The following is a 23,950-nucleotide window of genomic DNA, read 5'->3' on the forward strand; positions in this document are numbered from 1 at the left end:
TTGGGGAGACGATTGCGGTGCTGGTCCTGGCATCATGGCGTCATGCTCCGCGAGATCGGCCGACTGGTGACTCGTCCGGCCACCTACTCCCGTGGTCTGCACCTGTGCCTGCCGCTGGCGTTCGCCGCGGTGTGGATCTTCATCGACGACGACCACCCCTATGTGCTTGCCCTGCTCGTCGTGCCGGTGGGATTGGTGCCTGCGATGCGGCTCGCGGAGGGAATCCAGGCGCGCCTGTTCCTCACACCCGGCGAGGGATCTCAGGGTGAAGAGTCGTCCATCAGCGCTGCGCCGTCGGTGCGGTGGTCGGACCGCTGGCGCACCGTGCTCTGGCTCGAGGCTCGGCTGGCTCTCAGCGCGGTGTTGCTCGCCGTGTGTGTGCCGATGATCCTGCTGTGCGCGGATCTGATCGGCGCAACCGTCGGAGCTGAGCCGAGCGCGGACGCCCTCGTGCAGATCACGCGACCGCACTGGTTGTTCGCGCTGCTGATCCCCCTGCCGATCGCGGTGATCCTGGCGGTGGTCGTCGGGCTCGGGGAACTGGCCACGGCACTGGCGCGCCGGCTGCTCGGGCCTTCGGCCACGGAGCGGGTGAGGGCGTTGGAGGCGCGCACCGATCTTCTGCTCGAGCACAATCGGCTGGCCCGGGAGCTGCACGATTCGATCGGGCATGCCCTCACCGTCGCGGTGCTCCAAGCCGGGGCCGCCCGTGAGGCCGACGATCCACAGTTCACCTCGCGCGCGCTGCGCGCCATCGAGGAGACCGGCCGAGCGGCGCTCGACGACCTCGACCGCGTCCTTCTCGTCCTGCGCGACACCACGGGGCCAGGTCAACGCCCCACCCTCGCCGATGCCGAGGGACTTGTGGAGTCGGCGCAATCGGCCGGTGCCGACATCGAAGCAGCGGTCACCGGCCCGCTCGATCGCGTGCCGGGGCCGCAGTCCCGGGAGGGCTACCGCATCCTCCAGGAATCGCTGACAAATGTGTTGCGGCATGCGGGCCCCGGACCGGTCCTGGTCCAGATACGCGTGGATACCGAGCGGCTCGAACTCGACGTCACCAATGCACTGCCCCTCGGCACCCCGCCCGCCGGTCACGGAAGCGGGTTACGTGGGATCCACGAACGCGCGGAACTCCTCGGCGGTCACGCGCACACCGGCCCCGCAGACGGCGTCTGGCAGACACACGTCGAACTCCCGCTCGACGGAACGCGGTGAACTCGGTGCCGATCACCGTGCTGCTGGTCGACGACGAACCGCTCGCCCGTGCGGGCCTGCGAGCGATCCTCGACGCGCAGCCGGATATCGAGGTCGTCGGCGAAGCCGGGGACGGGGCCGCCGCGATTCCGCTGCTCCGGCGGTTGCAGCCGGCGGTGATCGCGATGGATGTGCGGATGCCGTTGATGGACGGGATCGACACGACGCGCGCGATCCTGCGGACAGTTCCGGCGCCACCGAAGATCCTGATCGTCACGACCTTCGAGAACGACGAATACGTCTACCGGGCGTTGCGGGCTGGCGCGGATGGATTCTTGCTCAAGCGTGCCCGCCCCGCCGAGATCGCCAATGCGGTGCGCACCGTCGCCGAAGGAGATTCCCTGCTGTACCCCGCCACCGTCCGGGCGCTGGCCGCCGGCCACGGCAACAGTCCCGCCCGTGACCAGCTCGATCGCGCAGCGCTCACCGAGCGCGAGTTGACCGTGCTGCGATTGATGACACGCGGCCTGTCCAATGCCGAGATCGCCGCGCAGATGTTCGTCGGCGCCGAAACCGTCAAATCACACGTCAGCGCGGTACTGGCCAAGCTCGAAGTACGCGACCGGACCCAAGCCGTCATCCTGGCCTACGAATCGGGTTTCGTCACCACGTGATCGCGGCTGGATCAGCAGGTTCGACACGGGGCCAACCACGTTCGAGGAGCGTCGCGCAACGGGATTCTCGATGCAGCCGACGTGGCCGAATCAGCCACCGACTGGACGAGCGATCTATATGGTTCTCCACGGCGTCACTCGGCGTCGATACAGCACTAGCACAGGGGGATCATCGTGAAGCGTTCCATCATCGTTGCGTTGGCCAGCGCAACGATCGCCCTCGGCACCGTGACTTCGGCATCGGCCGCGCCCCTCGAAGATCCGGCCCTCCCTGTCCCCTGGGCCGGCAGCAGTTCCGGCAGCGCCGACTTCTTCTACCCGCACGACGGCCAAAACTCCGGATCCACCGACCTCGCGAACAGTGTGGCCCTGGCTCCGTTTGACCTGCTGTGCAGGCTGCTCACCGGCGAGCCGCTACTAGCCTGTATTCCACACGATTTGTGACCCCATGGGTGGGTGGTGAAGCTGACGACCTACCGACCTTCGTCGATCACGGATTCCGGCTGGAGCACCAGCATGGCGGGGAGCAGTTGCTCCCAGGCGGTGGCCGGCAGCTCGTGGCCGATGCCGTTCAGGGAAAGCAGGTCGGCGCCGGGGATCTCGCGAGCCATGGCCTGTCCGTTGCCGTACGGAAAGAACGGGTCATCGGTGCCGTGGACGACGAGGGTCGGCACGGCGATGTCGCCCAGACGCTCCCGCCAGCGGTCGCCCGACTCGACAAACGCCAGGTTGCGCATGCTGGAGGCCATGTTGGTGGTGCGGTCGACCATTCGGCTCGTCTGCTGCCGCGACTGCTGTTCGTCGAATCCGTGTGCGCCCGCTCGTATCCGGGCCAGTTCGACGACGTAATCGATCACCGCCGCCCGGTCGGACCAGTCCGGGTCGCGTGCCTTGGTGAAGAACTCCATGACCCGGTCCGAGTGTTCGGGCAGATCCGAATCCGCCGGGCCCGGGGACGTCGGACGGGTGTTGATCAGGGTCAGTGCCGACACACGGTCGGGGTGGTCGAGCGCGGCAAGCTGACAGATCCATCCGGCCACGGAGAAGCCCACCAGATGAGCTCGCGGAAGTTCGAAGACATCCATCAGTCCGATGATGTCCGAGACCAAGTCACGGAGGCTGTAGCCGGGAGAGCCCGTCGCATAGGCGGTCGACCGGCCGGTGTCGCGGATGTCATACCGCAGGACGAACCGGCCGGCGACGGCAAGCCGGTCGCAGAACCGCTCTTCCCAGAACAGCCTCGATGTGCACGGCAGCAGCACCGGCGGCCGCCGCCGGTCCCCGAATGTGGACACACACAGGTCGACGTCACCGACGGTGACCAGGTGCTCGGGCGATCGTTCAACCTGAAGCGGCATGTCGACTCCTCTGCGGTTTCATCTCTCGCAAGAAGAGACCAGTTCCGCGGCCGTAACTCATCGGTCCCGGGCGGCCCTCCATGACCACCTCGGCGGAACACGCCCCGCGGAGCCTCCTGGTCGGGATGGGATCTCGACGGCGAGTCAGACCAGGAGTCCGATACTGGTCGCCAGCATGACCAACGCCGTTGCGCCGTGGACGCCGTACGCGGTGGCCTTCGGTCCACCGCTGCGCAGCACGACCACCGCATCTCCTGCGGGTATCGCGGCGAGCACCATCACGTACCAACCCAATACCGATGTCGTCGCAACGAGCATCAGAACGAAGATCGAAACCCCACACGCGATCTCGCGCATACCTTTCACGCGCAGCCAGTGCTGGAAGGCGGGGTCGTCGGCCGGTGTGTCGGGAATACCGAAACCGGCGGCGGCCTGCGGCGTCGTAAAAGCGCTCCCTCCCATGAAGATGAGGGCCGCACCGAGCAGGCCGGCGAGAACAGTGGCAATGGCGGTGAGCATCAGCAGTCCTGTCCGTTGAGGGAGTCTTTGGGCGAAGTGGTTGTCGCGGATCTCGTGCAGGCCTCACCTAGGAGGTCGACGAGCGGGGCTGCGGCGGTGACGTTGAGCGGCACCGCCGCAGCCTCGACCAGGTCCATGCCGTCCGGAACGACGGCGGTTCACGGTGGCCGGGTAGGTCAGGGCTCGAGCACGTAGCGACCGCGCGTCCCGCCCATGGCCATGGCCCGGTGGGCGTCGGCGGCCTGGGCCAACGGCAGGACAGCATGTACTCGGGTCGGCAACCGGCCGGACGCGACGCGGGCCAGCAGCTGCCCCAAACGAGGGCCGTCCGACTGCGTCACCAGTACGTTCACCGTGATCCCCCGCTCGGCCGCGGGCACCAGGTTGGGCCGGACGCCGACGAAGGCTCCGCCGTCGCGGACCGGGGTCAGGCCCCACACCTGCTGGGACGTGGTGTCGACGACCGCGTCCCAGCCCGGCCCGGCGTCCGTGACGAAGTCGGCGCCGAGGCCCCGTACGAACTGCTCGTCCGCGGCTCGGGCCAGACCGGTCACCTGCCAGCCCCGATCGGGTGCGATCGAGGCCACGTTGGCCCCGATCGCGCCGGCCGCACCGGTCACCAGCAACCGATTGCCGTCGGTGGGCGCGTCGCCGAGCAGATCGACGATCTGCGCCGCACCCAAGCCGTTGAGCGGCACCGTCGAGGCCGCGACCAGGTCGAGCCCGTCGGGCACCACCGCGAGATCGGCGGTGGGCACCACGAGTTGTTCGGCATAGGTGCCGAAATCGCGGTCGAAACCGAGGACGACACCGGCAACCCGAGTCCCGACAGCCAGGTCCACGCCCGGACCGGCGGCGAGGACGGTGCCGGCGAAGTCCCAGCCCAGGCCGGTGTGGTCTGGCTGGTTGATCATGCCCAGCTCGTGGAAGAAACCGCCCACGACACCGAGGTCGGTGGGGTTGACCGGCGCGGCCGCGACCGCGACCCGGACCTCGCCGGGGCCGGGCTCGGCGAGGGGGACATCGATGATCTCGATCGAGTCGGGTCCGCTCGGCGTGCGGACGACGGCGGCCCGGAAGGTGGGTGTGCTCATGTTTCGCTCCTCAATCAGTGCTGTTCTGATGAGGTCGAGACTGCTCCCGGGTTTTGGAAGGCACTTGGAGCCGACTTGGAACGCTCGAAGCGGCGGGCCGAGGCGCTCCGCCGTCGATCGCGCTTTCAGTGGTTCTGCCGTGGCGAAACATGAACGCCGAGAGCATGATCGGCGCGTGCTCGGGCGTCTGCGGACCAGTGGTGGGCGTCCCACTTGTCGGCGATGATGGCGGCCTTGGCGAAGTGTGCGGCGGCCTCGTCGTCGCGGCCGAGGAGGAGGGCGAGTTCGCCGAGCGTGTGGGCGACCGGGCGCAGCGCCAGCGACAGGCTCTCCGCGCCCGCCGGGGGACCGTCTCGGTGGGGAAGCAGGTCCGCGTAGATCTGCTCGGCAGCGTCGCGGTCGTCCGAGGCGATGATCGCCATCGCGCGCAGGCTGGTCAGGAAGGTGAAGAAGAAGTCGGGCCGGATCGGGGTCGGTGACGTGCGGGCCCGATGCGCCTCGTCGCCGCGCCCGGCGGCGTGGAGGGCGAGCGTGAGCAGGTCGGCGACCATCGGGCCGAGCGCCTCATGATGAGATCGCACGTCGTCCAGGTGGTCGCCGAGCGTGCCGTCATTGATCCAGATCGCCGCCTGCGCGAGGCGGAGGAAGCCCGCGGCGTGCACCGATCCGGCGCGTTCCATGCGTTCGGTGGCCTCGGCGTAGCGGGGCTCGGCGTCGGCGTACCTACCCTCGATGAGAACCAGTGTCGCCAGCGCGATCTCGGCGGCCCCGATCGCCTCGGGCATTCGGTAGGCGCGGGCGAGATCGAGTGCCTCCCCCGTCACGCGGCGCATGGTCGCCGGGTCATTGGCCGCGGCGGCGTTCGCGGCCTGGCTGAGCAGTCCGGTCACGCGGTAGACGGGCAGGTCGTGCTCGACGCCGGTTTGCACCAGCTCGCGGGAGTACTCTTCCCGCCCGGTACCGCGGGCCAGGACCAGCAGCGCCGCGGCCCGGAGGCGGTGATCGGTGGCGAGGTCGAGGGCTTCCCGCCCCGCCTCCATGACCGTCGGATCGTCCTCGCCGACCAGCTCGTGGGCGTAGGCGATGAGGAGGTGGGACCGCACGTCGGGAGTGAGGCCGGTCCGCGCGAGCAGGCGGTTGAGGCGGTCGACGATGGGACGGTCGACCGTGCCGTAGGTGCGGGCCTGCCAGGGGGTGGGCTCGGTCCAGGCGGTGAACGCGGCGATCATCAGGTCGTCGCGCCCGAGCGACTCGGCGTACGCCACGGCCTGCTCGCGCGTAGCCCTGGCCGCGGCGAAGGACCCGGCCCTGACCTGTGCGCGCAGCAACCTGCCGAGCAGACCGACGCGTTCGTCCGGGTCACTGGAGTTGGTGACGGCGTCGGTGAGGAGCGCGGCCGCCACATCATTGGCGTAGCGTGCCTCTGCCAGCTCGGCGGCCCGCACGCAATAGCCGACGGCCTTCGGTGATCCCGCCCGCGCATGGTGATGGGCGAGGGCCGCGACGTCGCCGGTGCCCTCCAAGGCCGCGGCGATCCGGGTGTGCATCCTGGTGATTCGCACCCGGCTGACATCGGTGATCAGCGTGTCCCGGACCAGCGCGTGCACGAACCGGACGCGCCCGGGCCCTGGCTCCTCGAGCAACCCGGCGATGACGCCAGCGTCCAGCGCGTCCAGCACGCCGTCCTCGTCCGTGTCGGCCGCCCGCACGAGTACGTCCACCGAGCTCTCCCTGCCGGCCACGGCCGCCAGCCGCAGGACGGACACGCCGCTCTCGGGTAGCCGGGCGAACCTGCGTCGCAGCACATCCCGTACGCCTTCGGGGACCTCGGAGAGCGCGATCAGCGCGCCCTCGCCGTTCAGCAGCCGCGCGCTCTCCCGCACATAGAACGGGTTGCCGCCGGTCCGCTCGGCGATCCCGGCCACGGTCGTGTCGTCGGCCTCGCACTCGGCGCGGACGAGCTCGGCGACGGCCGTGCCATTCAATCCGGGCAGATCCAGCCGCAGAGGCGCGGTGCGGGCGAGGGACCCGAGCGATTCGGTGAGGCGCTCGCTCTCGTCCGCGCGGTACGCCGCGACGACCAAGATCGGGGCGCGCACGTCGACGCCGCCGCCGAGCAGCTCCAGTGTGGCGGCGTCCGCCCAGTGCAGGTCGTCCAGGACGACGGCGACCGGACGGTCGGCGGCGGCCGCCGAGAGCCAGGCCCACACGGCCCGCCGCAGCCGGAACCGCCCGGCCGCCGCGTCACCGTTCACCGCCGCGGAGTCGGAGAGCAACGGTGCCAGGTCCGCGGCGAACTCCCCTGGCGGAACGGTCCCGGCCACCTGCCGCAGGACCTCGACCCACGCCCACGCGGGCGGCGCGCTGTCCATGTCGGGACAACGCCCGGCGGCCACGAGCCACCCGTCCTGCGCGAGCCGCGCACCGAGCTGCTCCAGCAGCGCCGACTTGCCGAGCCCCGCCTCCCCGGTGACGAGCGCGACGCGTGCCCCCTGCGCGACGGCCTGCCCTGCGGCCGCCAGCAGCTCCGAAAGCTCGCCCGCCCGTCCCACGAATGTTGTTGCGCCGGGCTGGTTTTCCGGCGGCGGCAGCACGGCGCCCCTGGGCAAGGCCGGATCTGCCGAAGGCGAGGAGACCGTGGCCCGGTGCCGGGGCGGATCTGCCGGAGGCGACGGGACGGCCGCACGGAGGACGTCCGTGCGCTGGGTGAGTATCGCCTCTTCCAGCGCCACCAGATCCGGGCCGGGGTCGAGGCCCAGCTCGTCGGCGAAGGTGGCGCGGGCGCGGCGGAGCGCGGTCAGGGCGTCGGCCTGGCGACCGCTGCTCCACAGCGCGAGGGCGTGCAAGCGCCAGCCCTCCTCGCGCAGGGGATTGTCGCGAGTGAGGCGCTCCGTCTCGGGCACCACCGTCGCGGGGTGGCCGAGCCGCAGTCCCGCCGCGGTGTGGAGTTCGCGGGCGACCAGGCGCAGCTCGCCCAGCCGGGCGGTCTCGGCGACGACCCACGGCTCGTCGGCGACCTCGGCGAACGCCGGTCCCCGCCACAACGCCAACGCCTCGTCCAGCCGGACGCGAGCGTCACGGGGATCGGCGAGCGTGCGGGCCTCGTCGAGCAGCTGCTCGAAGCGCCATGCGTCCACCGCCTCCTGCGGCAGCCGCAACGCGTATCCGGGCGACGCGCTCACCAGCAGGCGGGCCGGGGTCCGCGGCGGGCGGGCGGGTTCCAGCAGGCGGCGCAGGTTGGACACGTACGCCTGCAACGACGCCAGAGCGCGCGACGGCGCTTCGCCGCGCCACAGGTCCTCGACCATCCGGTCGACCGGCACGACCTGGCCGCGAGCGGCCACCAGCAGGGCCAGCACACCGCGCTGTCGCGGTCCGCCGAGCGGAACGGGTTCGCCGCAGGCCTCAGCCGCGAACGAGCCCAATACCCGGATCAAGACCATGACGTGGCACATCGTACGCACGGTTGCGTCAACCGTTCCAAGTCGACTCCTAGTGCCTTCCAAACCCCCGGGAGCAGTCTCGTACACATCGAACAAAACCGTTGAAGGGCAGGAACAGATGAGCGTCAACACCCAGGACATGGAGATCGTCCACCGCGCCTTCCGCCGCGAGTCGCGGTTGCTGAAAGAGCTCGTCGCGGCGGTCGCCCCCGGTGACACCGCCCGCGCCACGGTGATCGCCGACCACTTCCGCGATTACCGGCTGGGACTGAAGAACCACCACGAGGGCGAGGACGAGCTGCTGTGGCCGCCGCTGCTGTCCCGGGTCGATCTGGAGGCGGACATCGTCCTGCGCATGCAGACCCAGCACGAGCGCGTCGAAGCCACGCTGGCCAGGCTGGACGCCGCGGTCCCGGCGTGGGAGGCCAGCGCAGGAGCCGACGAGCGCGACACCCTGGTAGCGGCCCTGTCCGATCACCGGGCGGTCCTGCTCGAACACCTCGACGACGAGGAGGCCACCCTTCTTCCGCTCGCGGCCGAGCACATCACCGAGAAGGAATGGGCTTCCCTGGGTGAGCACCTGGTGGCGAACACGCCCAAGCTCACCTTGCTCACGCTCTTCGGGCTCGTCCTGGAGGACGCGAACCCTACCGAGCGCGTCACGCTCCTCGGCGCCCTCCCCGCACCGGTACGCGCCGTGTGGCATGTCATCGGTCGCCCCCGCTACGCCCGCCACATCCGCCGCGTCCGCGCGGCCTGACCCTGCCTCCCGAGCGGGGTCACCGAAATGCCCAGGCTGCGTAGCGCGCTCGCCGCGGCGCCGGCTCCACACATACCGTGCACGCCGGCGCCCGGTGGGGTGGAGGCCGAGCACAGGTACATCCCGTCCACGCCGGTCGCGTACGGGTCGGCGGCGAACAGGGGGCGACCGATCATCTGCAGCGGCGTGTTGGCACCTCCCCCGATGTCGCCGCCCACATAGTTGGGGTTGTAGCTCTCGTACCCGGTCGCACTCGTGGAGTGCGCGGCGACGATCCGGCTGCGGAAGCCGGGTGCGTAGGACTCGATCTGGTCGAGCACGACCTCGGTGGCGTCCCCCTCGTACCCGGCAGGAACGTGCGCATAGGCCCAGATCGGGTGCACTCCGTCGACCGATCTGGTCGGATCGGCCAGGTACTGCTGTCCGACGAGCACGAACGGCCGCTCCGGCATCCGGCCGGCAACCACGGCGGCCTCGGCGGCCGCGACCTCGCCGGCGTCGCCGCCCAGGTGCACGGTGCCTGCCCTGCGCGCAGACTCGTTGGTCCACGGGATCCCTTGCCGCACGGAAATATCCACCTTGAAGGCGGCCGGACCGAACGCGAACGAGCGATACCGGCGCGCGCGTCGCCCGCCGAGCCGGTCGCCGAGGATCTCGGCGACCGCTCGCGGGGTCGTGTCGAACAGGGTCACGTCGGCCCCGGGCAGATCCGCGAGCGAGGTGACGGGTGCGTTGCACTCGATCGTCCCGCCACGCTCGGCCAGCACCGACGCGAGCGCCGACGTGATCGCCTGCGACCCGCCCTCGGCCACCGGCCACCCGTGCCGATGACCGGCGGCCACCAGCATCACGCCCACGGAGGCCGACAGCGGCCGGTTCAGGGGTTGGAACAAGTGCGCCGCGCACCCCATGAGCAGCGCCCGCGCCTGCGGCGTCCGGAACGCCTTCGTCAGCACGGTCGCGGGGAGCCCTGCCCGCAGGCCGAACCCGGCCAGCGCCACCGGATGTGAGGGCACCCGCAACAGCGGACCGAGCACGTCGGGGGCGAGGTCGTCGAAACGCGTCGCGATCGGTCCGAACACCCGTCTCCAGGCGTTCCGGTCGACCCCCATCCCGGCTGCGGTGCGGTCCACGTCGCCCACCAGCACGCCGGCCGAACCGTCTTGGAGGGGATGCACGAGGTCCACCTCGGGCCACCGCCACCGCAATCCGTGCTCGACAAGCGGAAGGGACGCCAGATACGGCGAGGCGACGCCGAAGGGGTGCACCGCCGAACAGACGTCGTGCAGCAGGCCCGGCACCGTCAGCTCACTCGTGCGGGCCCCACCGCCCGGCGTGTCGGCGGCCTCCAGCACCTGCACCTTCAGTCCGTGACCGGCCAGTCGGACGGCAGCCGCCAACCCATTGGGCCCGGATCCGACCACGACGGCGGTCCTCGAGCGCGTCATGTCAGCAATCCCGACCGCCGCCGGCGACCTGCACCGGCATGTCTGCGGCCCAGGGTTGGCGGTTGACCATGTCCGCGACCCGCACGGTGCCCCGCTCGAATTCCCCTGTGGCGGCGTCCAACAGGCGGTACGCCTGGGTCTGCCGGTGGATCGGCTGGGCATCCAGGACGAGCACTCGCAGGTCACCCGGTTCGAAGTTGCACCGGTCCTGCAGCGCCGCGACCAGTTGCTCGGAATGCAGGTGGCCGTCGCCGAAGTTCCAACCGAGCAGGACTCCTGCCGCCGTCTCCCCGTCGAGTTCCACATAGTTCACCCCTGGCCGATCCCCGACGAGTCGGGGCAGCAGGGCAGCGTGCGCCCGACCGTGGGTGTGGATCGCGCGGAACGCGAAGCCGGTGAGCCGGGTGACCCGGGCCTGGTCCTCGCCGCCGTAGATCTTCTCCAACTGTCGGTGCGGCAGCATCGCCGCGCGAATCGTGTTGTCGGTCAACTTCTGCTCACCGGTCGGCGAGAGGCACCACACCGACGTGTCCCAGTTGCCTGCGTAGTAGCGCATGCCGAACAGGAAGGAGATCCGCCGCGGGAAGAGATTGCCCAGAATCACGAAAAGGAAGCTGACGGCGGGGATCAGCAGGACGACGGGATGAGCGAGGTCGCTCACACCCAGGTCGGCATGGTTCACGAACAGCACCAGTACGGCGAAGATCATGAATACGTTCCACTCCAGCGGCGTCCCCATCGGGATCGTCACGATGATGTGCAGATGGAACAGGATCATCACGATGGCGGCGACGGTCGTGACGGTGCCGCCGCCCGAGCAGATCAGCACCAGGGGAACGAAGAACTCGATCACGGTGCCGCCGTGGGCAAGCAGCTTCGAGAGCGCGGACGGACGCAGGTCCTCGGGATACGAACGGGTGAACAGGTGCTTGACGCGCTTGGTGCGCCACAACGGGCTGTTCGCTTCCATGGCCTGCACGACCGACGGGAAGTGCACGTTGACCTTCGAGATCGCCGCTCCCCACCAGATGCACAGCAGCACGAACTTGGCGACGACCATGGAGTCGGGGAACGGGAGCAGGAAGGTCACGGCGATCGCCCCGTAGACCTCCGCGCGGGCGGCAAGGAAGATCGTCTGGTCGCGCAGTCCGACGAGACCGAGCACCACCAGCACGACCGCCACCTTCTGCCAGGGCAGCTGTCCGGTGCCGGGCGCGGTCGGCGAGAGCAGTGCCACCACCAACGAGACGAGTAGGGCGACGTACAGCACGACGTCGGCGATGCCGCGCCGGCTACCGGAGGTGAACGGAACCCGCCCCGACCACGGAGGCAACCGGATGGTTCCGGGTCGCAACCAGTAGAGGAAGGAGCCGAGTGGCGGCAGGAAGCGCAGGTTCAAAGGCCCGAAACCGCAACCCAGCCCGGTGATCTCGAAAAGGATGCACCACAGCACGACCTTCTGCCAGACCACCGGCAGCGCCCACCACTGCCCCACGTCGAGGAGCCCGTCCACTCCTGGCGTGCTCATCGCGAACAGCGCGCCGCCGAGGACGAACAGCGCGATCTTGACGAGATAACCCACGTACACCACGTCGGGCGTCCCGAAGCCCCGGGAGAGGAAATTCTCGGACAGGATGCGCATCTGGACGGGCCGGTCGCCGCGGCGCAACTCGTCAGCGTCGACGTCCGGTTCCACCGGTTGCAGGAATCCCATGCGTCCTCCGAACCATTGACCGAACCGGCGCATGCCGGTTCGGTTGGCGACCGGGCCTATGGGTGGCCGGTCCTGACCGCCGAAGATAGGCTTTGTAGACACTTCTCCACAAGTGCCTACAAGAACATTTTCATCGCCCTGAACACCCGGGCCCGCCGGACTAAGATGCGATTCCGCCTCGGACGTGTCCTACGATCGGGCGGAGATGACCCCCCACTCCAATACCGTGCGCGACCGCATCCTCGACGCCGCCGAGGTGTGCCTGGCACGCGACGGGATCCGCCGCACCACCGTGCGCGCCGTGGCCCAGGAGGCGGGCGTCAGCCGCGCCTACCTGTACCGGTTCTTTCCCGACAAGCCGGCACTGCTGTCGGCGGCGCTGATCCGCCGGGGCGCGGACTTCTGGGCGGATGCCGCCCATCGGATCGAGCGTCAGGACAGCGTGGCGGCGATGCTGACCGAGGCCGTCGTGCTGTCCCGACAGGAACCGCTCGGCCCCTTGGCGGTTGACCTGTCCACCCGGGAACCACATGAGTACGCCGAGATCATGGGGACCTACGCCCAGGACGTGGTCGCGCAACTCTCCGACTTCTGGGTGGACCGGATGCGCGACGCCCGGGAGCGTGGACTCGTCCGCGAGGATCTGGACCTGACCGGAGCGGCGGAGTGGCTGATCCGGATGCTCGTCTCCCTGGTGGGCACCCCTGGTTCGGCCGTCGACGTGGACGACCGTGACGCGCTGACGAGCTACCTGCAGACCTATCTGGATCCCGTGTTCACTCCCCCGACCTGACGGCCGAGTCCGGCTGTGCCCGGCGCCGAACAGTCGGAGGCGTCTTTGCACGCGGGTCAGGCGCCGGCACTGCTGACCGTTGCTGCAGCGCAGGCCACCTTGCAAAATGAAGGCGTGCAGCAACGCTTCGGTCAGCTGACGACGACCGACGGCAACAGCCTGGCGTACGCCTCGATCGGCGCCGGCCGGCCGCTGGTATACGTCTCCGGCTGGCTCAGTCATCTGCAGCTGAGCTGGGAGCTGCCAGAGGAGCGGACGTTCTACGAAAGTCTGGCGCAGGGCTGTCGGCTGGTGCGTTACGACCGCGCCGGATGTGGGCTGTCGGCGCCGTCGACACGGCCGCCGTCGATGGCATACGAGCTCGATCAACTTGCCGCGGTCGCCGCGAACCTCGGTCCGGAGCCCTTCGACCTGATCGGCACCTCGATGGGCGCATTGGTCGCGGTGGCATGGGCGGCAGCGCACCCGGACACCGTCCGTCGGATGGTGCTCTACGGCGGCTGGGTGTCCGGCGCGAGCATTTCCCCGCCCAGCGTGCGCGAGCACGTCCTCGGGCTGGTCGAGTCGCATTGGGGACTCGGCTCGGACGTGCTCACCGAGATCTTCGCTCCCGACGTCGGTGCCACGGCGCGCGGGAAGTTCGGTCGCTACCAGCGGGCCTGCTCGACCGCCGCTACGGCCAGGGCGCTTCTGGCGATGAGCTACGAGCTCGATGTCAGCGACCTCCTCGCTCAGGTGCGCACCCCGACGTTGGTGGTGCACCGAGCCCACGACCGGGCGGCTCCCGTCGAGCAGGCCGCAGCACTCGCCGACGGCATCGCCGGTGCGCAGCTCACGGTGCTGCCCGGCCGCTCCCATCTGCCGTACGCGGGTGACGCCGACGCGCTTGTGGCGACGGTTCGCCGCTTCCTCGGCCTGCGCGCCGCGCGGCGGGGCGCCCGAACGTTGACCGCCCGGCAGAGCGAGGTCGCGGCGCTGATCAGCGACGGGTGCACGAACCGCGAGCTCGCCGCGCGGCTGGGCATCGATGAACGGTCCGCCGAGGGGCATGTCGAACGGATCCGCCTACGCCTCGGGTTCCACTCGCGAGCCCAGATTGCCGCGTGGTACGCCGCCCGGCGCGACCGGCCGGATTCGGCGGAGTGAGGTAGTTCCACGCCTGACAGGCCTGACGGTGTCGCGCATCGTTGTGAGATCAACAGCAACGAGACACCGTGGGAGCAGACATGATCGACAGGACTACCACCACCCAGTCAGCGACCGGCTTCGAGACGCACGGCGGCCGGGGCCGGTTCAATGCCGCATTCTTCAAGGTCATGGGCCCGTATTTGGAGTGGAACCTCCGCCCACGCAAACGACGCGTGTTCGCCGGGCTTCCGCGCGAGGTCGTCGAGATCGGGCCCGGTGTCGGCGCCAACCTCCGCTACCTCCCGGCCGGCGGCGCCCTCGTCGCCATCGAACCGAACCGGTACATGCACGGCCGGCTGCACGCCGCAGCGCGCCGCCACAGCGTGAAGCTCGACCTGCGCGAGCGTACGGCCGAGCAGACGGGACTCCCCGACCACAGTGTCGACACCGTGATCTCCTCGCTCGTGCTCTGCTCGGTTCAGGATCCAGTGGCAGTGCTCACCGAAATCCGGCGCATCCTTCGCCCCGGTGGCACCTTCCGCTTCGTCGAACACGTCGTGGCCAGGAGCGGCACACCGACCCGTGCCGCGCAACGGATCCTTCGTCGTCCGTGGGCCTGGACCTTCGAGGGCTGCTCGTGCGAACGAGACCTGGAGCATTCCGTGCGTGCCGCCGGGTTCGAGAAGGTCGCCGTAGACCGCTACCGGGTTCACACCCCGTTCCTTCCGTTCAACACTCACATCGCCGGCACCGCGAAGGCGTGACGCGGGGCATCGCAGTGAACTGCGAGCGATGAGATCCAGCCCTAGTGGCGCGTGCGATCATGTTGATGTGGGTTCCGGGGCTACTGCCGCGGCCTGGGCCGAGCAGCAGATCGCTTCTGTGCGCGACGATCCGGCAGGCCGGATCGCGCTCATGCAGCGCTGCTACTACGGCCCGTACGGCAAGGCCCCTCGGCATCTCCCGTTCCGACGGGCGGCTATGTCGTTCATGCGATGGCAACTCCGGCGAGGTTTGCTGCAGCCACTGTCCAGCGACCATCCCGGCAGTCCATGGTGGCGTGCAGTGAACGAGCGCATCCTTCGTGACGGGTGTGAGGCGGTGGCCCTGAGCGGGGGCTTCACCGGGCCGACCTCCTCGCGGACGGTTGACTTCTGGATGTCCTTCGCTGACTACCCGACCGCGCGGGCCTGGTATCGGGCGCACAACGGGAGCGTGGTCGCCGCCTACCTCGAGCACCGCGACCAGGCGGCGGCCGAGAACGAGGCCGAGCGCTTCTTCATGAACGTCGTGCTCTGCCGTGTCCTGTACAGCCACGCCCTCGTCGCGGCCCCCCGAATCTCGCTCGGATGGCTGCGCCCCCTCGCCCCGTTCCTCGGTGACCCGAGACTGGGCATGACCGGGATCTTCCTGCAGCTGTCCCGCGTGCTGCCGGACGAGTACCCACTCGGCGAGGGGGTGCGGTCCTACCTCGATGCCGAGCTCGGCTTCGGCCGACTGCTCGATTACGGGGTGATCATCCCAAGGGTGCAGCAACTGTATGAGTGGTCATCTCACGAGCTCGCAGCGCCGGGTCTGCTGGACTGTATCCGCGACGGAGCCCTGACCTACGCCTGGCCATTCGAGGACCGGGACGTGTGGCAGCCCCCGAAGTCGCTCATCGTTCAGATGGCACATCGGGCGCTCCGACCAGAACGACGTGCCTGAGCGCCAGTCCGAATAGACCACTGGCGCAGCAGAACCCACCGACCACTGAGGTACAGCTAGCCGGTCATGGCGCCGACGGCCCCCGTGAAGTAGGGCACGAGCCAGATCGTCCACACGACCAGGCTGAACTGGTGGAACTTCGCCTTCTCGGAGGGGCGATCGCGGAGCAGGACAATGACGGCCCACACCAGATGAATGGCCATGAGCACGATCGCCAACGCTCCGGTCACGATCATGATCTGGTCGAAGGTGGATGTGCCGGTTTCCGATGACTCGTCGGAGATTTGGCTCATCAGGAAGGTTCCGGTGGCGTCGCAGACCAGGCCGAGCGCGAAGGCGCCGGCATGCCACCACTTCAGGGTCTTTTGGATGCGTTCCGACCACACACCGATGGAGTAGAAGACCAGGGCAAACGTGATGACGATGATCGCGGTGGCCAGCATGTCCCGAGACTAGCCGGGGCTTGTTGCCGATCCGCGCCGCCTCGCCACCATCGGCTCAGAACGAACAAATCGCAGCCGTTCCAAGACTCTGAGAAAGGGAACTCCAAGCGCGATTCATGTCGTGGCCTACGTACCGATCCGTGGATCGGCGGAAGTTACCATCGTCCCTGCCGGGCGATTTGCCCGGTTCCGCTCGATATCCGGAGGTCGCGCTGTGAGCGCGTTGTCGAACCCGAACACGATCCCGCCCTACGCCACCCTGCCCGACCTGCCCGTCGACGAGGACGACCGCGCTGAGCTGACCCGGCAGATCTGGGATCAGCTCATCACCGGCCGAGACGACGTCGACGATTTCATCGACACCTACGGCGAGGACTACGACCTCACCGAGGAGCAGCTCGGGGCGGCGTTCGCCGCGCTCCGCACCGCCCGGCTGCGCCAGCAGACGGAGATCGGCGCGTACACCTCCCGCACGATCGCCGCGTTCGAGGAGCTCAATGCCAATGGCGTGGTCGCCCGCGTGGACTTCTCCTGCTGCGGCACCTGCGCGTCCGGCGAGATCTGGGACGAGCGTGACGACAGCCGCCATTGGAAGGGCTACGCGTACTTCCACCAGCAGGACACCGACCGTCTCGTCGAGGACGGCGAAACCTACATCGGCTACGGCGCTTTCCCGTCCGAGGACTTCGATGAGGCCGCCTACGACGCGCTCGGCGACGACGCGAAGGAGAGCCTCTACACGGCCGACGTGACGCGCCTGCTCGACGACGTGATGTTTCCCGTCTTCCGGCGGCACGGCATCGAGCCGGAGTGGAACCGTGACCTGGGCACGCGGGTGCTGCTCAAGAACGCCGACTGGTACGCCCCGATCGAGCCGTAGCGCGATTGGGCAACGCTCAGCTCACGAGAGGAGGACCAACGAGCTTCAGATGGTTTGGGTGAGCGTTCCGATGATGGTGGCGTGTTGGCGTGTCACAGGCCCGTGGGCTCCCAGCGCATTGAGCTCATCGTCGTCGTTCACGAGGCGCCAGAAGCTCGATTCGTCGACTGCGGTTCCGAGAACCAGCCACGCGGGTCCGTATCGAGTTGACGCCCAGCAGAGCTCGGCGGATGTCACGCTGTCGTCGAAGAGGACGTCGCCGACCGGATATCCCTCGAGCGCGCCGACGAAGGTGAACGGTCCGCACCCGGAAGGCAAGGCGTCGAGCAGGTCCCGGGTGATGCGGTCGGCCTGGTTGTCCGCATGGTCTTCACTGTCAGCGTTCGTGGACGAAAAGTCCGGCATCCGAAATCTGACGAGGACCGCGCTCCCGGATGCGGCGGTGAAAAGCCGGAACACGGGAAAGCCGCCTGCCATTTCACCCTCCTCTGCACGGCGCGTCGGCCGCACTCGTCAATCTAGACGCGTCGTATCAGCGCTCGAACGGTGCCAGGGCTGCCTCGCCCATCATGCCCACCGGGCTAAGTGTCATAGTCTCCGTCGTCCCACGGGGCGTAGAAGGCCATGAAGTCGCCCGGTTCGACCGTGACATTCCAGTACCACTCATGGTCGTCCTCGGAATCCGGTCCGTGAAGGATCAACCCGAACTCGTGCCCGTGCGCCATGACGGAAAACGGGGCGACGGTGATGTCGCAAAACGAAACGGGTTGGATCTCCGCGAGCAGGCGCTCGACTGCACTCCCCTGCTCGTCGAAGTGCGCGACGTTACCGGGAAGCACACCATCCCCTGGTCGGGTTCCCAGTGGAACAATCGTCGAATCCACTAGCACCCCAACCGCATCGAACAGGTATCTGGCTGCGAACTCGGCCCCTGTCACGCCATCGATCGCCGAAGCAAACGGAGTCGTGACAAAGAACTGAAGGCCGTCAACCGTCGTCCCGACAAATGCCGCGTGGTAGTTGTCATGCGCAATCACAAGGGCCCGGGGAGCCAGCTGTCCATCAGCATCCCTCAAACCAGCATCGAGATGATCAGTCATCCCTCGCTCCTCGCCGCCACCTCAGCCAGTTGGTCGAAGGTCCGCACGAGGACCTCGCGTCGCCGCTCCTTGTGGTCCGCCTTGGGCTCCAGCCCGTCGATCGCCCCGTCCCAGACGGCCAGGAACCGGTCCTTCCAGGCGGCGATGATCTCCGGGTCGGGCAGGTTGACCCCGACGTAGGGCTGCTGCGCGATCAGGTGGAGCAACTCCAGGTTGCAGGGCACCGCGACGCCCCAGTACTCGTCCGGCTCGATCTCGACCGGGTCGCCGGACATCGCCTTGGCGACCTCGTCGACGAGCCGGCCGGTCAGGTCCGAGAGATGATCGGCTGCAGTGTCGTCGTCGAAATTGCCGCTGCCCCAGGTCCCCATGCTGTCCACACCCTCCTGTGTCCGATTCTGGCGATATCGAACCAGACAGCGCCGACGTTCCGCCGATCGACGGGCGGGCCCGGGCGATCTGGTCACAGGCAACGGAGATCCAGGCAGTGCCGCAGGCTACGTGACGCTGGGTATGGTGGGGCTCGTGCCGTTACGACGCCCCCTGCTGCCCGCCACCCGACACACCCGGACGCTGCTCCTCGCCGCGATCATCGCGATGCCGATGGCGTCCGGATTCTCCGCACCGGCCCTCGCGTCGGTTCCCGCCGCAGCTCCGACGGCGCCGACGGCCCCCGCTGCTCAGGAACGGCAATCCGTCAGCGAGCGCTACGCGGCCGCCGGCAGCCACGCCGTCACCTCGCTTGCGGTGCCCGGATACCAGGTGTTCCACCCCGCCGACATCGCCACCAGCCCCGACCGCCATCCGGTGGTCACCTTTGGCAACGGAAGCTACGCGACCTACGAGCAGTACGAGGAGTTGCTCCGCCACCTGGCCTCCTGGGGCTTCGTCGTGGTGATCGCCGACAGCAGCGTCACCGGCGACGGGACCGAGATCCTGGCAGCAGCGCGCTACATCCTGGCGCAGAACGACAACCAGGAGAGCATCTTTCACGATCGCATCGACGTCGCCCACGTCGCCGCCGTCGGGCATTCGCAGGGCGCCGGGGGGTCGATCAATGCCAGCACCGACTCCGATGGACTCATCACCTCGACCGCGGTGCTCGACCTGCCCGACCCCTGGTGGGCCAGTCGGCCCGTCGACGTGATCGACGTGGCTCGACTGACAGGTCCGGTGTTCTTCCTGACCGGGGCCGAGGATCCGGTCTCGACGGCCCTTCCGCAGGCCGCATATCACGCCCAGAGCCCGGGACCCGCGGCCCGCGGCCGCCTGCTGGGAGTGGGTCACAACTGGCCTACCGACGGAGGCGGATTCCGCGGCTACCTCACGGCGTGGCTGCGCTTCACCCTCAACGGCGACACCGACGCCGCGCGCGCCTTCGTCGGTCCGGCACCGGAACTGCTCGCCGATCCACGGTGGGACGGGACTGCGGTCAAGGGTTGGTGAATCGACGTTTCCCTGCCTCGGTGCCCTAACATCGTGGACGTGTTCGTAGCCGGCGTTGGATTGTTCGTAGCCGAGCCCGGCCCCGACGGCCAGTCGGTCTGGTCTCCGCAGAAGTCGGTGAGCAGTGCCCTCTTCGCGGCGCCAGTCGAGGTGAACGTGCTGCTCGCGGACGGGCAGTCCGCCGACCTGAATCTGATCGCCGAGGTGCTCGGCGATGTGGACAGCTTTCTGTTGACCGGCCTGCGTTTTCTCCACAGCGCGCTGATGGCCGACCCGGAGACCTTCGGACTCGACCCGACCGATGCGGCGAAACTCGAGCCGTTCGACCCGACGGCATTTCCGGTCGACATGCCGCAACTCAACTTCTACGCCGAGGCCGACACCGAATGGCTGATGCGTTTCGCACAAGGCTTGCTGCCGATCTGCGAACCGTATGGCGTTGCCGTCGCCTTCGCCGGCAGTGAACCGGCACGCGTCGAGGACCTGTCCGAATCCGCACAGATCTGAGCCGCACAACGGCCTTCTGCCCGCACCCGGGCGCCGTTGGGTGGGTGTCCCTCGGAACGCGGTCAGCGCGCGGCGCGGGCGCGGCGGGCACCGCGCCTGCGCTCCCGCCCGAGACTCCAGAGGTAGTGCTCGAAGTCGACCTCCATGGTGTGCCGCGGCGAGTTGTAGAACCGCCGCTTGGCGCGATCGTCCTCGGCGATCATCTGCGACCGGATCTCGGCGTCGGGCGGCGGCAGGTAGCGGCCCGCGAGGGTCTCTGCGATCCACGCGCTCTGCGCCTCGGCGAGCGGCATCACCGCGCCGAGCGGCTGCAGGAGCCCGACGAAGAACAGGCCGGGAAGGTCTGGGTGCACAGTTCGCTTCCACAGTGGCAGGTCGTTCTCGGGGGCGGCGACGAGCGCCGGATCGAAGAACGGAAAGCTCACCCGGTAGCCGGTGGCCCACACGATCAGATCGGCCCGGGACCGGGTCCCGTCCACGAAAACGACTGTGTCGCCATCGAACCGGTCGATCTGTGGTCGTGGGCTGATCGCGCCGGCGCGCAGTTGCGTGCGGATCTGCTCGGACTGCACCGGGTGCGCCTGACCGGGCCGATGCGTCGGCCGCGGGAGCCCGTAGCGGGTCAGGTCTCCGGCCGTGAGGGCGCTGACGCGGAGCCCGGCAGAGATCACCCAGCCAGGCAGCCAGCCCGGCATCACGAACCGGTCGGCGGGTTTGCCGAGCAGCATCTTGCGCATCACCCAGTGGCTGCGCCGCACCGACAGCGTGGTGCTGCGCGCGACCTTGGACGCCTCGACCGAGATGTCGAGACCCGAGTTCCCCATGCCGACGACCACCACGTCGCGACCGGAGAGCTGGTCGGCGCTGCGGTAGTCGTGGGAGTGGATCTGCTCGCCGGTGAAGCTCCCAGGCACCGGGTCCGGCCAGCGGGCGTCCCAGTGGTGCCCGTTCGCAACCAGCACCGCGTCGTAGCTCTCCACGCGCTCGCCTGCGGGGCCGGTCGTGCGTACCGCCCACCTACCGTCCGAGGCTTGCTCGACCTGCTCCACGGTGGTGCCGAAGGTGATGGTGTGCCGGAACCCGAAATGCTCTACGTAGGACTCGAAATAGGCCCGGACCTGGTCGTGCCGCGCGTAGGGCGGATAGTCGGCCGGCATCGGGAAGTCCGAGAACGCCATCCGCGGGCAGGACGTGTTGATCTCCAAGGTCTCGTAGCAGGCGGACACCCCGTTCGGGTTGTCGTAGACCCAGTTGCCGCCGATCACGCTTCCCTGCTCGAAGCAGTCGAACGGGATCCCGGCGACGTGAAGCGCCTTGGCCGCGGCGATGCCCGACGATCCCGCACCGATCACGCACACGCGGGGCAGGGTCTCGGCGTTCGGAGCCGGGGAGGTGGCGGCCGAGGCGCTCCGCCGGGGTGTGACAAAACTGGGCATGGCGGCAATGTTCGCACGAGACCCCGTCGCCGGCATGAGGATTGCTAGCGGTCCAGCCCGCCTCCGATCTGGGACGGGCTGGACCTCGTGGCTGCGGACTCGCTCGAGCGCTACGACATCGAGATGAGGCCGGCGCCGGCCCAGATCGCGAGGAGACCGACTGCGCCGGTCCCTGCGATGGTGCCGATCTGGCCGAGCTGTTCGTCCGAAGAACCCATGGATGTACTCCTTAGTCGAGGGGTGGGTTGTCGCACCAGGGTGCAGCGAAATGCGTTGCACGACTGAGTGACGCCACATTCATACCTGCCCGTTCCCCGGCTCGCATTCCTATAGGTCGGAAACACGGGACAAGCGCGCTCAGCGAAGCAACCGTCCTGCCAACGTGATCCACTGGTCTGGATGGACGAACGCCACCACGGTGTCGCGGGCGATCCGCGCCTCCGCGCAGGCGGCGTCCACCCCGCCGTACCGCGTGGACAGCGACGCGTGCAACGACCCGCCGACGCCCGAGAAACCCAGCTCCACCATGTCCTGGTAGTCCGGCCCTCCGGCCACCAGCGGTTCGAGACGCCGCTCGATCCGCAGGATCGCCGAGTCCACCGATGGCACCGGTCTGAAGCTCTCCCGGCCGATCCATCCGAGCAGTTCCCAGGTGAACCACGGCCAGCTCTCCACCGTGACCAGGCTCCAGCGACCGAAGTGGCCGGACCGTTTGCGCGCATACTCCCGTTGCGTGACCAATGTCGCCGATGTCAGCGTCGGGGCGCTCAGGCACCAGTCGACGATCTTCGACGTGATCGAGAAGGGGATGTTGCCGACCACCGCGAACGGCTCACGCGGCGGCCGCGCGGCCGTGAAGTCGCCCGTGATGATCTCGAGCCCCGTTCTGGCCTTGAGCCTGACGGCCAGCAGCGGGTCGATCTCGTAGCCGACGACCTCGGCGCCGGTTCTGGCCAGGGCGACGGTGAGCGCGCCCTTGCCGGATCCGGGTTCCAGGACGAGGCCGGCCGGTCTGGCCGCCTCGACCACCTGGTCGACGGCGTTCCCGTCGGTCAGGAAGTTCTGCGAGAGCTCCCGCCTGGCTCGGTCTCTTGGCGTGTGTCCGCCCTTGACTCGAGCCTTCGTCTGCGTGTGTGAGTAGTTTCCGTGTGCGAATGACTTTGCCACTGGTGCCCTTTCGGGTCTTCGAGATGGAAGAAGGTCTCGAAGGGCCCTGGGCGCGCCGGCGCGACCTGGGGTCCGCTAGCGGGCCAGAGCCCGGCCATGGCGGATGCGGATGAAGCAGAGGCAATACACGCGACGAAGCGTACGGAACGGCGCGATGGGCAGCAACGGAATTAGGCGAGCGCGGTCTTCACCGGAAGTAGGACGCATAGTCGCTGAACGGAACCTGTCCGGTGGGGCTCGACTTGATGGCGTCGGCAACCGCCGAAGGAATGGGAGCCCAGTGGGCAGGCATGGCGGCCGCCAGGGAGGGCTTGAGTATGTAGAGCAGGGCGAAGTTCACTATCCAGAGCGGCGGCGCCATCGACATGCCCACCTCCGAACTCACTCCCCCCTTGGTGTTGGTCACCAGTTGAGCTGTGCCCGAAATCTGTTGTGCTGCGAAGCCATAGACCGCCTGCACCGTGTATGCCGACCTGTAGAGCGCTATCAGGGTTTGGGTCGCACCGTTGTCCCTCAACCAGGTGCCCACGAAGCCGCCGGGAGCGATCAGGGAGTTCACCTGCCTCGTCGGCGCGTCCGCGTTGGCCGGACTCTCCAGCAGCCCGTTGGGATTCACGTAGAGCCCGTAGCTGGCCAGGACCGACGGTGTGGGCCGGCCGTCGACGTCGGAGTAGAGGGGACGGCCGTTCGTATTGGTGAGGATCCGGGCGCATGCGTCGATCACCTCGGCGGCCTCGCGATTTCCCCCGACTCCGCCGCCGGTGATGAGGTCTCGATACTGCTCCTCGGACAGTGCGTCATTCCTGTTGAGCCCCACCTGGCCGGCGATCTCGTCCGCCGCTTGCTGCCCGAGTGGCTGGTTGAGCTGACCCGGACTGGTCATCTGCGTCGGTGCCAGGTGCTCGTAGCCGGGTGCCCCGGCGAAGGGGATCGCGAACCCAGTGTCGACGGTGTCCGCCGCCGCTTCGCCGCCTGCTGCCTGGGTAACGGCCAGGGAGAATATGCACACTCCGGCCAGTGCCAGTACCGAGACGCTCCTGCGGTGGGGGGTCACTCCGCGTCGATGCCCCGGACCAACTAACGCCATGCCGCGCATACGTCAACCTCCCAGAACACCATCGGGCGAGGTCACACAA

At 68.6% G+C, this 23,950-nt stretch carries 24 protein-coding genes; 11 read left to right on the forward strand and 13 right to left on the reverse strand.

Going from position 1 to position 23,950, the window contains the following annotated elements:
* Nucleotides 1–42 precede the first annotated feature (42 nt).
* The 3 genes from BR31_RS0119655 to BR31_RS0119665 all read left to right on the forward strand — a co-directional run bounded on the left by BR31_RS0119655 (nt 43) and on the right by BR31_RS0119665 (nt 2,315).
* A complete protein-coding gene (locus tag BR31_RS0119655; RefSeq protein ID WP_027502465.1) occupies nt 43–1,218 on the forward strand; it encodes a sensor histidine kinase in 1,176 nt (391 codons plus the stop codon).
* 5 nt (nt 1,219–1,223) lie between these two features.
* Nucleotides 1,224–1,871 carry a response regulator gene (locus BR31_RS0119660; RefSeq protein ID WP_027502466.1) on the forward strand — a complete coding sequence of 216 codons (648 nt, stop codon included), beginning with the start codon at nt 1,224–1,226 and terminating at the stop codon, nt 1,869–1,871.
* Between the two features lie 174 nt (nt 1,872–2,045).
* The gene (locus tag BR31_RS0119665) at nt 2,046–2,315 is read left to right on the forward strand and encodes a hypothetical protein (RefSeq protein WP_027502467.1); all 270 of its coding nucleotides are present in this window, start codon (nt 2,046–2,048) and stop codon (nt 2,313–2,315) included.
* Nucleotides 2,316–2,344: 29 nt separating this feature from the next.
* Here BR31_RS0119665 and BR31_RS0119670 read toward each other — a convergent pair whose 3' ends face one another.
* The 4 genes from BR31_RS0119670 to BR31_RS0119685 all read right to left on the reverse strand — a co-directional run bounded on the left by BR31_RS0119670 (nt 2,345) and on the right by BR31_RS0119685 (nt 8,285).
* A complete protein-coding gene (locus BR31_RS0119670) occupies nt 2,345–3,229 on the reverse strand; it encodes an alpha/beta fold hydrolase (protein ID WP_037177381.1) in 885 nt (294 codons plus the stop codon).
* Nucleotides 3,230–3,373: 144 nt separating this feature from the next.
* Nucleotides 3,374–3,748 carry a DUF4267 domain-containing protein gene (locus tag BR31_RS0119675; RefSeq protein ID WP_027502469.1) on the reverse strand — a complete coding sequence of 125 codons (375 nt, stop codon included), beginning with the start codon at nt 3,746–3,748 and terminating at the stop codon, nt 3,374–3,376.
* A 176-nt stretch (nt 3,749–3,924) separates the two neighbouring features.
* Nucleotides 3,925–4,842, reverse strand: coding sequence for an NADP-dependent oxidoreductase (locus BR31_RS0119680; protein ID WP_027502470.1), 918 nt, complete (start codon nt 4,840–4,842; stop codon nt 3,925–3,927).
* A gap of 125 nt (nt 4,843–4,967) precedes the next feature.
* Entirely contained in the window at nt 4,968–8,285 is a 3,318-nt protein-coding gene (locus BR31_RS0119685; RefSeq protein ID WP_027502471.1) for an ATP-binding protein, read from the reverse strand.
* A gap of 118 nt (nt 8,286–8,403) precedes the next feature.
* On the opposite strand from BR31_RS0119685, the gene BR31_RS0119690 reads away from it, so the two are divergent.
* Nucleotides 8,404–9,045, forward strand: a complete 642-nt coding sequence (locus BR31_RS0119690) for a hemerythrin domain-containing protein (protein WP_027502472.1) — start codon at nt 8,404–8,406, stop codon at nt 9,043–9,045.
* On the opposite strand, the gene BR31_RS29405 is transcribed toward BR31_RS0119690, so the two are convergent.
* Together BR31_RS29405 and BR31_RS0119700 are read right to left on the reverse strand one after the other, a co-directional pair.
* Complete coding sequence (locus BR31_RS29405) at nt 9,009–10,493, reverse strand: phytoene desaturase family protein (protein ID WP_051637595.1); 1,485 nt, start codon at nt 10,491–10,493, stop codon at nt 9,009–9,011. The genes BR31_RS0119690 and BR31_RS29405 overlap by 37 nt on opposite strands.
* Nucleotide 10,494: 1 nt before the next feature.
* A complete protein-coding gene (locus tag BR31_RS0119700; protein ID WP_027502473.1) occupies nt 10,495–12,207 on the reverse strand; it encodes a DUF3556 domain-containing protein in 1,713 nt (570 codons plus the stop codon).
* 205 nt (nt 12,208–12,412) lie between these two features.
* Between BR31_RS0119700 and BR31_RS0119705 the strand changes: the two genes are divergently transcribed.
* The 4 genes from BR31_RS0119705 (at nt 12,413) to BR31_RS0119720 (ending at nt 15,835) form a co-directional block, all read left to right on the forward strand.
* Complete coding sequence (locus tag BR31_RS0119705) at nt 12,413–13,000, forward strand: TetR/AcrR family transcriptional regulator (RefSeq protein ID WP_027502474.1); 588 nt, start codon at nt 12,413–12,415, stop codon at nt 12,998–13,000.
* 114 nt (nt 13,001–13,114) lie between these two features.
* On the forward strand, nt 13,115–14,146 hold the full coding sequence (locus BR31_RS0119710; RefSeq protein WP_027502475.1) for an alpha/beta fold hydrolase: 1,032 nt from the start codon (nt 13,115–13,117) through the stop codon (nt 14,144–14,146).
* A gap of 80 nt (nt 14,147–14,226) precedes the next feature.
* The gene (locus BR31_RS0119715; protein WP_197023666.1) at nt 14,227–14,892 is read left to right on the forward strand and encodes a class I SAM-dependent methyltransferase; all 666 of its coding nucleotides are present in this window, start codon (nt 14,227–14,229) and stop codon (nt 14,890–14,892) included.
* Nucleotides 14,893–15,193: 301 nt separating this feature from the next.
* Nucleotides 15,194–15,835 (forward strand): hypothetical protein, encoded by a 642-nt coding sequence (locus BR31_RS0119720; RefSeq protein WP_231496620.1) that lies wholly within the window; start codon nt 15,194–15,196, stop codon nt 15,833–15,835.
* A gap of 56 nt (nt 15,836–15,891) precedes the next feature.
* On the opposite strand, the gene BR31_RS0119725 is transcribed toward BR31_RS0119720, so the two are convergent.
* Nucleotides 15,892–16,278: an HsmA family protein gene (locus BR31_RS0119725; protein WP_027502478.1), complete on the reverse strand. Its 387-nt coding sequence runs from the start codon at nt 16,276–16,278 to the stop codon at nt 15,892–15,894.
* 214 nt (nt 16,279–16,492) lie between these two features.
* Here BR31_RS0119725 and BR31_RS0119730 point away from each other — a divergent pair, with 214 nt between their 5' ends.
* Entirely contained in the window at nt 16,493–17,158 is a 666-nt protein-coding gene (locus tag BR31_RS0119730) for a DUF6891 domain-containing protein (RefSeq protein WP_027502479.1), read from the forward strand.
* Nucleotides 17,159–17,203: 45 nt separating this feature from the next.
* Here the strand turns inward: BR31_RS0119730 and BR31_RS0119735 are convergent, their stop codons facing one another.
* From BR31_RS0119735 to BR31_RS0119745, 3 genes are all read right to left on the reverse strand, one after another.
* Nucleotides 17,204–17,668 carry a hypothetical protein gene (locus BR31_RS0119735; protein ID WP_156042552.1) on the reverse strand — a complete coding sequence of 155 codons (465 nt, stop codon included), beginning with the start codon at nt 17,666–17,668 and terminating at the stop codon, nt 17,204–17,206.
* A 71-nt stretch (nt 17,669–17,739) separates the two neighbouring features.
* Nucleotides 17,740–18,258, reverse strand: coding sequence for a hypothetical protein (locus tag BR31_RS0119740; protein ID WP_081830595.1), 519 nt, complete (start codon nt 18,256–18,258; stop codon nt 17,740–17,742).
* A complete protein-coding gene (locus BR31_RS0119745; RefSeq protein WP_027502482.1) occupies nt 18,255–18,629 on the reverse strand; it encodes a DUF4259 domain-containing protein in 375 nt (124 codons plus the stop codon). The genes BR31_RS0119740 and BR31_RS0119745 overlap by 4 nt, the downstream gene beginning before the upstream one ends.
* A gap of 154 nt (nt 18,630–18,783) precedes the next feature.
* Here BR31_RS0119745 and BR31_RS0119750 point away from each other — a divergent pair, with 154 nt between their 5' ends.
* On the forward strand, nt 18,784–19,704 hold the full coding sequence (locus tag BR31_RS0119750; protein WP_231496622.1) for a poly(ethylene terephthalate) hydrolase family protein: 921 nt from the start codon (nt 18,784–18,786) through the stop codon (nt 19,702–19,704).
* Between the two features lie 33 nt (nt 19,705–19,737).
* Nucleotides 19,738–20,211: a hypothetical protein gene (locus tag BR31_RS0119755; protein ID WP_027502484.1), complete on the forward strand. Its 474-nt coding sequence runs from the start codon at nt 19,738–19,740 to the stop codon at nt 20,209–20,211.
* 62 nt (nt 20,212–20,273) lie between these two features.
* On the opposite strand, the gene BR31_RS29410 is transcribed toward BR31_RS0119755, so the two are convergent.
* From BR31_RS29410 to BR31_RS0119775, 3 genes are all read right to left on the reverse strand, one after another.
* Nucleotides 20,274–21,647 carry a flavin-containing monooxygenase gene (locus BR31_RS29410; RefSeq protein ID WP_081830596.1) on the reverse strand — a complete coding sequence of 458 codons (1,374 nt, stop codon included), beginning with the start codon at nt 21,645–21,647 and terminating at the stop codon, nt 20,274–20,276.
* Nucleotides 21,648–22,004: 357 nt separating this feature from the next.
* A complete protein-coding gene (gene erm / locus BR31_RS0119770; RefSeq protein WP_027502485.1) occupies nt 22,005–22,814 on the reverse strand; it encodes a 23S ribosomal RNA methyltransferase Erm in 810 nt (269 codons plus the stop codon).
* A gap of 187 nt (nt 22,815–23,001) precedes the next feature.
* Entirely contained in the window at nt 23,002–23,910 is a 909-nt protein-coding gene (locus BR31_RS0119775) for a hypothetical protein (RefSeq protein ID WP_027502486.1), read from the reverse strand.
* Between the last annotated feature and the right edge of the window lie 40 nt (nt 23,911–23,950).

Origin of the sequence: Rhodococcus sp. UNC363MFTsu5.1 (assembly GCF_000686785.1) — a bacterium.
Classification (GTDB): domain Bacteria; phylum Actinomycetota; class Actinomycetes; order Mycobacteriales; family Mycobacteriaceae; genus Rhodococcus_G; species Rhodococcus_G maanshanensis.

Coding starts and splice junctions, on each gene's coding strand:
- BR31_RS0119740 (WP_081830595.1), bottom strand. CDS start 18,258: ATGACTGATCATCTCGATGCTGGTTTGAGGGATGCTGATGGACAGCTG.
- BR31_RS0119690 (WP_027502472.1), top strand. CDS start 8,404: ATGAGCGTCAACACCCAGGACATGGAGATCGTCCACCGCGCCTTCCGC.
- BR31_RS29410 (WP_081830596.1), bottom strand. CDS start 21,647: ATGCCCAGTTTTGTCACACCCCGGCGGAGCGCCTCGGCCGCCACCTCC.
- BR31_RS0119705 (WP_027502474.1), top strand. CDS start 12,413: ATGACCCCCCACTCCAATACCGTGCGCGACCGCATCCTCGACGCCGCC.
- BR31_RS0119775 (WP_027502486.1), bottom strand. CDS start 23,910: ATGCGCGGCATGGCGTTAGTTGGTCCGGGGCATCGACGCGGAGTGACC.
- BR31_RS0119725 (WP_027502478.1), bottom strand. CDS start 16,278: ATGCTGGCCACCGCGATCATCGTCATCACGTTTGCCCTGGTCTTCTAC.
- BR31_RS0119680 (WP_027502470.1), bottom strand. CDS start 4,842: ATGAGCACACCCACCTTCCGGGCCGCCGTCGTCCGCACGCCGAGCGGA.
- BR31_RS0119685 (WP_027502471.1), bottom strand. CDS start 8,285: ATGGTCTTGATCCGGGTATTGGGCTCGTTCGCGGCTGAGGCCTGCGGC.
- BR31_RS0119670 (WP_037177381.1), bottom strand. CDS start 3,229: ATGCCGCTTCAGGTTGAACGATCGCCCGAGCACCTGGTCACCGTCGGT.
- BR31_RS0119715 (WP_197023666.1), top strand. CDS start 14,227: ATGATCGACAGGACTACCACCACCCAGTCAGCGACCGGCTTCGAGACG.
- BR31_RS0119745 (WP_027502482.1), bottom strand. CDS start 18,629: ATGGGGACCTGGGGCAGCGGCAATTTCGACGACGACACTGCAGCCGAT.
- BR31_RS29405 (WP_051637595.1), bottom strand. CDS start 10,493: ATGACGCGCTCGAGGACCGCCGTCGTGGTCGGATCCGGGCCCAATGGG.
- BR31_RS0119700 (WP_027502473.1), bottom strand. CDS start 12,207: ATGGGATTCCTGCAACCGGTGGAACCGGACGTCGACGCTGACGAGTTG.
- BR31_RS0119655 (WP_027502465.1), top strand. CDS start 43: ATGCTCCGCGAGATCGGCCGACTGGTGACTCGTCCGGCCACCTACTCC.
- BR31_RS0119675 (WP_027502469.1), bottom strand. CDS start 3,748: ATGCTCACCGCCATTGCCACTGTTCTCGCCGGCCTGCTCGGTGCGGCC.